Origin of the sequence: Intestinibacter sp. (assembly GCF_034113885.1) — a bacterium.
Lineage (GTDB): Bacteria > Bacillota > Clostridia > Peptostreptococcales > Peptostreptococcaceae > Intestinibacter.
Genome location: NZ_JAXEWM010000149.1, coordinates 1 through 9,654, shown reverse-complemented (window position 1 = coordinate 9,654; position 9,654 = coordinate 1). Strand labels below are relative to the sequence as shown.

Annotated in this window: 9 protein-coding genes; all 9 read right to left on the bottom strand. The window is 30.8% G+C overall.

All coding sequences use genetic code 11. The annotated features are described in order from the left end of the window. Nucleotides 1-334 (bottom strand): BadF/BadG/BcrA/BcrD ATPase family protein (locus SPD90_RS09335; RefSeq protein WP_320925045.1); only part of this gene is annotated, 334 nt, incomplete at its 3' end. Nucleotides 335-345: 11 nt separating this feature from the next. Further along, entirely contained in the window at nt 346-600 is a 255-nt protein-coding gene (locus tag SPD90_RS09330; protein ID WP_320925044.1) for a DUF3343 domain-containing protein, read from the bottom strand. Next, nucleotides 601-1,878, bottom strand: coding sequence for a double-cubane-cluster-containing anaerobic reductase (locus tag SPD90_RS09325; RefSeq protein ID WP_320925043.1), 1,278 nt, complete (start codon nt 1,876-1,878; stop codon nt 601-603). 62 nt (nt 1,879-1,940) lie between these two features. Continuing rightward, nucleotides 1,941-3,116 (bottom strand): aminotransferase class V-fold PLP-dependent enzyme, encoded by a 1,176-nt coding sequence (locus tag SPD90_RS09320; protein WP_320925042.1) that lies wholly within the window; start codon nt 3,114-3,116, stop codon nt 1,941-1,943. Between the two features lie 185 nt (nt 3,117-3,301). Continuing rightward, nucleotides 3,302-4,171 (bottom strand): DUF4085 family protein, encoded by an 870-nt coding sequence (locus tag SPD90_RS09315; protein ID WP_320925041.1) that lies wholly within the window; start codon nt 4,169-4,171, stop codon nt 3,302-3,304. Nucleotides 4,172-4,364: 193 nt separating this feature from the next. Continuing rightward, the gene (gene ppdK / locus SPD90_RS09310; protein ID WP_320925040.1) at nt 4,365-6,995 is read right to left on the bottom strand and encodes a pyruvate, phosphate dikinase; all 2,631 of its coding nucleotides are present in this window, start codon (nt 6,993-6,995) and stop codon (nt 4,365-4,367) included. Between the two features lie 138 nt (nt 6,996-7,133). Next, entirely contained in the window at nt 7,134-7,976 is an 843-nt protein-coding gene (locus SPD90_RS09305) for a pyruvate, water dikinase regulatory protein (protein WP_320626544.1), read from the bottom strand. A 14-nt stretch (nt 7,977-7,990) separates the two neighbouring features. Further along, nucleotides 7,991-8,623 carry a helix-turn-helix transcriptional regulator gene (locus SPD90_RS09300; protein WP_320626543.1) on the bottom strand — a complete coding sequence of 211 codons (633 nt, stop codon included), beginning with the start codon at nt 8,621-8,623 and terminating at the stop codon, nt 7,991-7,993. 350 nt (nt 8,624-8,973) lie between these two features. After that, a partial coding sequence (locus tag SPD90_RS09295) for a glycine--tRNA ligase subunit beta (RefSeq protein ID WP_320925039.1) occupies nt 8,974-9,654 on the bottom strand: 681 nt, incomplete at its 5' end.

Here is a 9,654-nt window from a genome sequence, read left to right as displayed (position 1 = left end):
AATTATTTTCTATAATTATAACCTTTGTGTCCTGTCCTCCGATGTCTATTATTGTGCAGTCTCCTTTTGCAATTTCTACACCACCTTTTCCGTGGCAAGTAATCTCTGTTACTACTTTATCTGCAAAATCAACAGAAACTCTTCCATATCCAGTGGCAACCACCTTAGTATTTTCATCCTCTACATCGATGTCATCGCATAGCAATCTCTTTTTTATTTCATTTACAGTTTCCTTACTGCTCCATCCTGTTGGAAGTACAAATTCTGTATTTTTATCTCCAAGGACAACTACTTTTGAAGCAGTAGATCCTATATCTATTCCTACATAATTCATAAATTTTTCCTCTAGCAATATCTGTCTCTATTTGGTCTTATGTTTTTTTCAATTTCAACTATATCAATTATATCAATTGACTCGTTTGACACACACTCTCTGATTTTTTCTATATCCTCTTTATTGACTAAAAGAGATATTCCACAGCTTTTAGAAGCCACTCTTGGAGTTGGTGCTATTGTGCATTTGATATTTTTTGATTTTAAGCTGTTGTATAGACGCATGCCATTGTCGTGATTTTCAAACAAAACATAATACTGTTTCATTTATTTTGTTCCTATCATTTCTATAAATGCACCTATTCTAGTACGAAGTTGTTCTGCGTCACTATCTGTATAGTCAGTTTCTATTCCCATAACTGGTATTTTAGCTTCTTTTAATGCTCTTTCAACTGTATAACCTTCTACATCGTATAAGCTGCAGAATTTTAAGTTTACGTCTATTACACCGTCTACTTTGTATTCTTTAGCTAAACGTATAATATCATCTATTCTAGCAGTATTTGGTGTGAAGCAAGCACAGTTGATACCCATATATCTTCTTGCTAGAGCATCTATTTGTTCATCTACAGTAGTCTTAGTTTCGTCTACTAAGTTTTCAAAATATCTAGTTCCTGTACACATTTCTTCACATACAACTACTGCTCCACTAGTTTCTATTATGTTATGTAGTTTCCAGTTTGGAACTGCAAGTGGTGTTCCTGTCAATAATATTCTCTTAGTTCCTTCTTTAACTACACTTACACCATCTTTGATTCTTTGTTCTAGCTCATCACAAAGTTTGTTTGTCATTTGTGTAAAACGAGCTGGATCATCGTAAAATGCTATTTGAGATATAACTAAAGCATCTCTACCACTTATAGGCACTTTATCTGCTTTACGACATTCGTATAGACGACTTAAAGCTTTTCTCTTGTTGTTTATTAATTTTATACTTTCGTTTAATGATTCTGCTGTAACCTTATTTCCTGTAAAATCTTCTATTACCTTTTTAAGATCTCTTATTTCGTCTGCCCAAGCTTTTATATCTTTTTCACGTTTCATTTGAGGTAAATCCATAACGTGAACTGGTACATCTTCTCCTAATATTTCCCAAGCTTTTTTCTTGCCATCGCAAGTAGTTTCACCTATATACATGTCAGCTATTCTAAAGAAAGGACATGTTCTATCAAGTCTAGCACCTACTGATGCTTTTATTAATGGACATGTATTTGTTGGAAGGACTTTTTCACCGCCCGGTACCCAGAATTGTGATCCGCCACAAAGACCTGTAGCTATTGCATTTGCTGCAAATATTAACTCATCTGGAACATAGACGCAAAAAGTCCCAAACACCTTTTTTCCTTCTTCTTGTGCCTTTATTAGTTCTTGAGGTCTAACTCCGTGAATTTCTGCTATTACAAAATTATAATAGTCCATTGCTTCAGGTCTATTTTCTTGTGATAAGAATACATCTCCAAAAGCTTGAGGTAATACCTCACATAATTGATCATGGGTTTCTAAATCCATACCTAGATCTTCCCACATTTTTCTGTAATCAGCCATACTTCTATCTCCTTTTGATTTTAATTTATTTTATAAATTTTACATAAAGTAAAAATTATAATCTACAGATAATCTTCCCCATTTTTCAAATCAGTTAAAATAGTTTTTATAGCATCAATACATATATCTACTTCTTCTTCTGTATTGAAGTGGCTAAATGAAAATCTAACTGTTCCCTGAGGGAATGTTCCTAAAGTCTTATGTGCTCTTGGCGCACAATGCAAGCCAACTCTAGTCATGATTTTATATTTGCTACTTAAGGAAAATGCCACTATACTGTTGTCTACATCTTCGAAATCTAAAGACACTACCCCTACTCTGCCTTCTATTCCTTTTTTACCAGCAATTTTTACACCATCTATTTCTTTAATACCATCTAAGAAATATTTAGTTATTTCCATTTTTTCATTTCTTATATTATCTATTCCAGTTTCTTTTAAATAAATAAGCGCTTGATGTAAACCTATAATTCCAGGTAAATTCATTGTTCCACTTTCGAATCTATCTGGTAAAAATTCAGGCATTTCTTCTGAATCAGACATACTTCCTGTTCCACCGCTTATAACTGGTTCGATCTGGCCGGCTAATTCATCGCTAACTATAAATCCACCTATTCCTTGTGGACCAAGTAACCCCTTGTGTCCTGTAAATGCCAAGAAATCTATATTGTCTTTTACCATATCTATATCTACTATACCAGCACTTTGTGCTGTATCGACTACGTAAATTAGATTGTGTTCTTTACATATAGCTCCTATATCGCCTATCGGTAAAATAGTCCCACACACATTTGAGGCATGTGTAGTGATTATGGCCTTAGTATTTTTTTTGATATAAGGTATGAAATCACTTGCTTTTACACTACCCTCTTCATCACACTGAACTACATCAAATTCTAATCCTAATTTTTGCATTTGCACTAATGGTCTCATGACTGCATTGTGTTCTACACTACTTACAATTACATGATCTCCTGGTTTTAAATAACCTTTTATGAAATAATTTAGCGAATAAGTGACACTTGGTGTGAATACTACATTCTTAGAATTAGAGCAGTTAAATAAATCCTTCAACATTTCTCTTGTCTCTAATACAGCACTCCCTACTTCATATGCACCTTCATATCCACCTCTATTTATATTAAAAGCACCACCTTCTATAAAAGCGCACATAGCTTTTCCAACATTGGGTGCTTTTGGAAATGATGTACTTGAATTATCAAAATATATATCTTTCATTTTCTTTTAACACCTTCTTTTCGAGTAATTGTATTATATTATTACTTTATTTTCATCATACTATAATTATAAATTATAATACGTTATTTTAGCCACAATTTATCGAATAAATAAAATGCCTTTTTTTACAAAAATTTTATTTATTTAATCTTTATAATCCTTAAAATTTCATCTTTTTAATTCTATTATTCAAACTCTACATCTGATGCTTTAAGAGTAATATAATCGTATCCATTTTCACCATCTATACTTATATGAAACTCGAAACCTCCATCTGCTAAATATATTTCATCGTACATCCAATAGCAATCTTTTGCAAAATTATTTTCTATCATTTCAGCTTTTTTGTATATAATTCTTTTTATATCAGTAAATCCTCCTCCATTATCTAGCTCGAATACAATATCATCTCCAATATTTTTAATTTTCAAAATCATACAATCGTGAAAATCATAGTTTTCTTTTATATTATCTGGTATTTTATCACTAATACTGTCCCAATATTTAGAATAATTTTCAAAAGCTTTTTCAAAATTCCTATCATCTTCAGCACAATATTTATCTATCATTTTTTTTACCTTTCTAGTAGCTTTTCCTAGTGCTAAAACTCTTACATCAGCTACTTGATCTAAAATTTCTGCTGGCAATTTTTGTCTTAATTCTTCTACTTCTCTATTATGCATTTCTAAAAAAGACTCTGTAAGTTTATCTTCATCATATGGCTCTATTTCTTCTTCATAGTCCTCCATACTTTGTCTTTCGTTTTCTAAAATTTCTTCTCTTAACTTTTCAAATTCTTCTTCCGTCATTACATCCCTAGCATTTACAAGATTCCCATTGTCATCAAAAAAATGAATTTCATTCCATAAGTCCTCTTCATTTTCTCCATCTTCCATCTCCGACATTTCTTTTTCTTCTTCTAAAAATTCTTTTAATTTAGCATTGTAAAGATCCTGATAATATTTTTCTGAAAATCTTCCTGCCTTTAAACTAACTTCAAGTTCTAAACAAATATCTTTATAATTATTTTGCCACTCTTTTGTAAAATATTTCATATGTTAATACCACCTTTAATAATTTTTTGTAATTAAATTATAAACTACTTTTTATAAGCATACATTAAAAAATTTATCTTAAAAAATATTTAAATGAATAAATTAATTAAAACACAAAAAGAGTGTCCAAAAATAGACTCCTAATCTATATTTGAACACTCCATATATAGTCAATTATTTAATTTCAAATCAATTATTTTCTAGGATTTTTTATAGTTGCTCTAGCAGCAGCAAGTCTAGCTATTGGAACTCTATATGGTGAGCAAGATACATAGTTAAGTCCTGTATTGTAGCAGAATTCTACTGAAGATGGTTCTCCACCATGTTCTCCACATATACCTAATTTAATATTGTCACCTTTTACTTCTCTAGCAGCTGTTGCAGCCATTTTAACTAATTTACCTACACCATGTTGGTCTAATACTTGGAATGGATCTTTTTCAAGTATTTCTCTATCAACGTATTCACCTAAGAATTTACCAGCATCGTCTCTTGAGTAACCAAATGTCATTTGAGTTAAGTCATTTGTACCAAAACTGAAGAAGTCAGCTTCTTTAGCTATTTCATCAGCGATTAAGCAAGCTCTAGGTATTTCTATCATTGTACCAACAGTGTATTTAAGTTCTACGCCAGCTTCAGCAATAACAGCATCTGCAGTTTCAACTACAGTTTGTTTAACTGTTCTAAATTCGTTTAATGCACCAACAAGTGGTATCATTATTTCTGGTTCAACGTTTAATCCTTCTTTATTTACAGCTATAGCTGCGTTTATTATAGCTTTAGTTTGCATTACAGCTATTTCTGGATATGTTACAGCAAGTCTACAACCTCTGTGTCCTAGCATTGGGTTGAATTCTGCTAATTCTTCACATCTCTTCTTGATTGCTATAGCTTCTATTCCCATATCTTTAGCAAGTTCTTCTATAGTTTCATCGTCTTGTGGTAAGAATTCATGTAGTGGTGGATCTAAAAGTCTTATGTTAACTGGACGTTCACCCATAACTCTGTAGATATCCTCGAAGTCTTTTTGTTGCATTGGAAGTAATGTATCTAATGCTTTAACTCTTTCTTCTACAGTATTTGATAGAATCATCTTTCTAACTGCAGGTATTCTTTCTTCGTCGAAGAACATATGTTCAGTTCTACAAAGTCCTATACCTTCAGCTCCGAAGTCCACAGCAGCCTTAGCATCTCTTGGGTTATCTGCATTAGTTCTAACCTTCATTTGTCTAATTTCATCAACCCATCCCATTAATTTTTCAAAGTTACCAGTCATATCTGCAGATGCTTTAGCTACATTTCCTAAGTAAACTGTACCAGTAGAACCATCTAAAGAAATATAATCTCCTTCTTTAAGAACTATATCTCCAACTTCTATAGTTTTTAAAACTTCACTTACTTTTATTTCTCCACAACCAGCTACACAGCATTTACCCATACCTCTTGCTACAACAGCAGCATGTGAAGTCATACCACCTCTAGCAGTAAGTATACCTTGTGCGCTTACCATACCTTCTATATCTTCTGGAGAAGTTTCTTGTCTTACAAGTATTGTTTCTGTACCATCTTTAGATGCTTCAACTACATCGTCAGCACTAAAGTAGATTTTACCACTAGCAGCACCAGGTGAAGCAGGTAAACCTTTTGCTAAAACCTTTGCCTCTTTAAGAGATTTATCTTCAAATTTTGGATGTAGTAATTGATCTAATTGGTTAGGTTCAACTCTCATTATTGCTTCTTCTCTAGTTATTAATCCTTCTTCAACTAAGTCAACAGCTACGTTTATAGCAGATTTTGCAGTTCTCTTACCATTTCTAGTTTGTAATAAGAATAATTTACCTTTTTCTATAGTAAATTCTATATCTTGCATATCTCTGTAGTGTTTTTCTAGTTTGTCAGCAGTTTTTACAAATTGATCATAGATTTCTGGCATTATGTCTTTTAATGTATCTATTTTTTGAGGAGTTCTTATACCTGCAACAACGTCTTCACCTTGAGCATTTATTAAGTATTCTCCTAATAGATGGTTTTCACCAGTAGCTGGGTCTCTAGTAAACGCAACACCTGTACCACTGTTATCTCCCATATTACCAAATACCATTGATTGAACGTTAACTGCTGTTCCTAAATCATTAGGAATATCATTTAATTTTCTATATACTATTGCACGAGGATTATTCCAAGATCTAAATACGGCTTCAACTGCTAACATTAATTGTTTTTTAGGATCTTGTGGAAAATCTTCTTTTACTTCTGATTTGTAGATAGCTTTGAATTCTTCAACTATTGCTTTTAGGTGATCAGTAGTTAATTCTGTATCAAATTTAAATCCATTTTGTTCTTTGTATTTATCCAAAACGTTTTCAAATTTATACTTAGGAACTTCCATAGCAACGTCAGAGAACATTTGTATAAATCTTCTGTAACTATCATATGCAAATCTTTCATTTGCAGTAGCCTTAGCAAGTCCTACAACTGTATCATCATTTAAACCTAAGTTAAGTATAGTATCCATCATACCTGGCATTGATATAACTGCACCTGAACGAACAGATACTAATAATGGACTTTCTATAGAACCTAATTTTTTATCTAGATCAGATTCTAATTGCGCTAATTTATCTTCTATTTGTTCTATTATTTCAGGTTTTATAGTTTTATTACTTACATAGTAATCATTACAAGCCTCAGTTGAAATTGTAAATCCTGGAGGCACAGGTAATCCTATCTTAGTCATTTCAGCTAAATTTGCACCTTTTCCTCCTAATAAAGATCTCATGTCTTTATTACCTTCGTTGAAACTGTAAACGTATTTAGTTCCCATTTCTTAATTCCTCCAATAACATTTATATTCTTAATGAAAATTTATTTATATTTAAATTTTATGAAAAGTATTTGCAAAGATAATTGATCTTTTGCTAAATACTTTTCATAATATAAAATTACTCATTTAAATTAATTCTTAATGATCCTTGTGGATCTTTTTATGTATTCCCTTTTCCTTCATTATATCTAATATATCTCCAGCAGTTTCTTCTATAGCTTTGTTAGCTACATTTATAACTGGACATCCTATTTTTTTCATAACTTTCTCAGAGTATTCAAGCTCTTCTAATATTCTATCTAGTTTAGCATAATTTGCATTGCTTGAAAGACCAAGTGCTTTAAGTCTATTTGTTCTTACATTGTTAAGAACCTCTGGTGAATTTGTAAGACCTATTATTTTTTTAGAGTCTATTTCGTAGACTTCTTTAGGCACTGGTATCTCTGGCACTAAAGGTACATTTGCTACCTTTATGTTTCTATTTGCTAAATACATACTAAGAGGTGTTTTTGATGTTCTAGATATACCAATTAAAACTAATTCGGCTTCTTTTATACCTCTTCCTGGATCTTTACCATCGTCGTATTTAACTGCAAACTCAATAGCTGCTATTCTTCTGAAGTAGCTTTCATCCATTTTTCTTATTCTTCCAGCTTCTCCTAATGGTTGTTTACCAGTTTTTTCAATTAATATATTTAATATATCTGTCATTAAATCTATTTTTAAAAGACCATTTTCCTCACAGAAATCCCTTGCCATTTTAGATAATTTAGGATCTACTAATGTATATACAAATAATGCATTATCTTCCTTTGCATTATTTAATAAATCAAGTAACGCTTCTTCAGTTCTTACAAAAGGGAATCTTCTTATATAATATTCCTCTTCACTTAAACCAAATTGTGATATTGCAGCCTTTGAAACCTGCTGTGCTGTCTCTCCTATTGAATCTGAAACTGCATAAATCATTAAATATTCCATTAAAGTAATCCTCCTTAATCTCCAGCTATTTCTAAGAATAATTTTGTTATATTTGTCTTAGAAATTCTGCCTAATACCTTTGTTTTATTATCATCATCTACTTCTACAACTGGGATAGAATCTACTTCATGTTCAATAATCTTTCTAGCTGCCAATATTATACTGTCTTGTTTTTTTACAGTTACGACATTAGGAGTTCTCGTCATAATCATTCCTATTGGCATTTTATTTATATCAAATCCGCCAATTGTGGCCTTTAGTAAATCCTTTCTAGATACTACACCACATAAATTTTCCTCGTCATCTATAATAAATATACTTCCAACATCAGATAAAAACATCTCAACTATTACATCGTATAAACTAACATCCTTTTTTACTACTACAGGCATGCCCATTATATCTTCAACTTTCTTTTCTTTTATGTCATTTCCCAATAGATTTATTTGACTAATACCTGTATAAAAATATCCAACTTTAGGTCTTGCATCTAATATTCCTGTCATTGTCAATATAGCTAAATCAGATCTCAATGTAGCTCTCGTAACATTTAACGCAGCCGCTATATTTTCACTGGTTATAGGTTGATTTTCTTTTACGATTTCTATTATTCTTTGTTGTCTTTGATTAAGTTGAATGATAATCACCTTCTTTCAATATGCTATACTTTTTCTGTTTTTTCATTATATAGTATATTATATAATCATATATGCTATTCTGTAAACACTTTTTTTTATTTAGTATGACATATTTTTATTTTTTATATAAATACTACATATAATTTTGCTAATTATTAAACATTATTACTTTTTCAATCCCATTTTTTAGTGTTATTTATATCTTTATGTTATATAATTTTGGGTAAAAATTCAATATATACTTAGATATTTATGTTATTTTTATCAAAAAAATAGGTAAATAGATAGATTTTATTTTTTATAAGTCTACCTATTTACCTATTTTATATTTATTTATACTATTCTATTTTTAAATTTTCTTATTTATAAACAATTTTAGATAAATCGCATATAGTTAGCATAGTATCGTAGATTTGTTTTAATAATCCTAATCTATTTGCTTTTATAGCTTCGTCTTTATCCATTATCATTACATTGTCGAATAAGTTATCTACTAGTGGTTTTATTGAAGCAAAAGCATCTAATGCTTTATTGTATTCTTTATTAGCTAAGAATCCTTCAACTTGTGCTTTTATTTCTTTAAATCCAGCATTTAATTTTACTTCTGGATCTTCTTTTAGTAAAGCTTCGTCTACTTTATCAGATTCTGCTTTTTGAGCTAATGTAGATACTCTGTTGAATGCAGTTAACATTTCAACTAATTCTTCTTTTTGAAGCCAGTTATTTAATTCAACAGCTCTAGTATGTATGTCAGATATACTGTTTAAGTTAGAGCTTAATACAGCATCTATTACATCATATCTTATTCCTAAATCCTTGAATAGATTCTTAACTCTTTCAGTGAAGAAGTCCATTATTTGAGCTACTACTTCAGCTTTATTGAATTCTAAGTTATCGTAGTTGTCAAGAGCATCTCCAACTAATTTTTCTAAGTTTATGTCTAATTTCTTATCTAGTAATATACTTAATATACCTAAAGCTTGACGTCTTAGAGCATATGGGTCTTGTGATCCAGATGGTTTTATTCCTATTGCAAAGAA

What these genes read in the sequence shown, in the direction of transcription:
- SPD90_RS09330 (WP_320925044.1), bottom strand. Translation starts at nt 600, where the DNA reads ATGAAACAGTATTATGTTTTGTTTGAAAATCACGACAATGGCATGCGT.
- SPD90_RS09325 (WP_320925043.1), bottom strand. Translation starts at nt 1,878, where the DNA reads ATGGCTGATTACAGAAAAATGTGGGAAGATCTAGGTATGGATTTAGAA.
- SPD90_RS09320 (WP_320925042.1), bottom strand. Translation starts at nt 3,116, where the DNA reads ATGAAAGATATATATTTTGATAATTCAAGTACATCATTTCCAAAAGCA.
- SPD90_RS09315 (WP_320925041.1), bottom strand. Translation starts at nt 4,171, where the DNA reads ATGAAATATTTTACAAAAGAGTGGCAAAATAATTATAAAGATATTTGT.
- ppdK (WP_320925040.1), bottom strand. Translation starts at nt 6,995, where the DNA reads ATGGGAACTAAATACGTTTACAGTTTCAACGAAGGTAATAAAGACATG.
- SPD90_RS09305 (WP_320626544.1), bottom strand. Translation starts at nt 7,976, where the DNA reads ATGGAATATTTAATGATTTATGCAGTTTCAGATTCAATAGGAGAGACA.